Annotated in this window: 2 protein-coding genes; both read left to right on the forward strand. The window is 47.9% G+C overall.

Translation table 11 applies throughout. The features are described 5' to 3' along the window. The coding region (locus QNI08_RS22365; RefSeq protein ID WP_285769548.1) for a DUF1641 domain-containing protein at window positions 1-300 on the forward strand (300 nt) is incomplete at its 5' end. A gap of 39 nt (window positions 301-339) precedes the next feature. Then, the coding region (locus tag QNI08_RS22370; protein ID WP_285769549.1) for an NAD(P)/FAD-dependent oxidoreductase at window positions 340-1,442 on the forward strand (1,103 nt) is incomplete at its 3' end.

Raw genomic sequence — 1,442 nt, forward strand, 5'->3', positions numbered from 1 at the left:
CTGACTGAATTAGTGAATATTTTAACAAAGTCTTATGATTTCGCTCAATCAGTGGCAACGGATGATGTCCTGAAAAACGATACAGTCAGTGCGATTTCCGAAATCGCGACACCTGTGGTCGGTTCCGTGAAAGGTCTTGCGGCTACGGCCATCGAAGCGAAGGATCGCGCAGAAGCAAACCATGATGTGATCGGTCTTTTTGGCCTCTTAAGAATGATGAAAGACCCTGAAGCGCAAAAGCTGTTCCGTTTCGTTCAAGCTTTCCTTGAAGTTTCATCAGAACGTAAAAATCATAAATAATTTCTTAAAACTTTCAATCAATAAGGACGGGGATTAACTATGTCAAAACAAGTCGTCATCTTAGGTGCAGGATACGCTGGTGTACTATCTGCGTTGTCCGTACGTGAATATTACAAAAAGGATCAAGTGCAGGTTACCTTGGTGAACCAATTTCCAACCCACCAAATCATCACCGAATTGCATCGCCTTGCCGGCGGTTCGATTGCTGAACAAGCTGTAGCCATTCCTTTGGAAAAACTTTTCAAAGGAAAAGATATCGACCTTGCCATTGCCAAGGTGGAGTCTTTCTCCGTTTATAAAAAAGAAGTGAAGCTTTCCAATGGCTCCACTTTATCTTATGATGCCCTTGTCGTGGCATTAGGAAGCCAAACCGGCTTCTTCGGCATTCCAGGACTTGAAGAAAACAGCATGGTATTGAAATCGGTGAAAGATGCGAACCAAATCTACAAGCATATCGAAGATCGCATTCGTGAATATGCCCAAACGAAAAATGAAGCCGATGCGACCATCGTCATCGGCGGCGGCGGGTTGACGGGTGTCGAGCTGATTGGAGAAATCGTCGATCATTTCCCTAAAATCGCCAAAAAATTCGGCGTCGACTTCAAGGATTTGAAAATCAAGCTAGTCGAAGCAGGTCCAAAAATCCTTCCTGTGCTGCCTGATCACTTGATCGACCGGGCCATGTCTTCCTTGGAAGCGCGCGGCGTCGAATTCTTGACTAGCCTGCCTGTAACGGGCGTCAAAGGCAACCAAATCGAATTGAAGGATGGCCAAACGATCACGGCCAATACACTTGTATGGACAGGCGGGGTTGCGGCCCTTCCAATCGTCGGCGAATCCGGCCTTGAAGTCGATCGCGGCAAAGCAGCCGTTAACGAATACCTGCAATCAACATCCCATAAAGACGTATTCGTTGTCGGTGACAGCGCCCTTGCTTTCCCTCCGGAGGGCGGACGTCCATACGCGCCAACGGCACAAAACGCATGGCAAATGGGTGAGCTTGTCGGCTATAACCTCTATGCTAGCTTCGAAGGCAAAAAGCTTGAAGTGTTCACACCTGTGAATTCAGGTACGCTTGCGAGCCTTGGCCGTAAGGATGCCGTGGCAACAGTCGGAGCCAATAACACCTCCCTGAAAGGCCT

Source organism: Peribacillus folii (assembly GCF_030271255.1).
Lineage (GTDB): Bacteria > Bacillota > Bacilli > Bacillales > DSM-1321 > Peribacillus.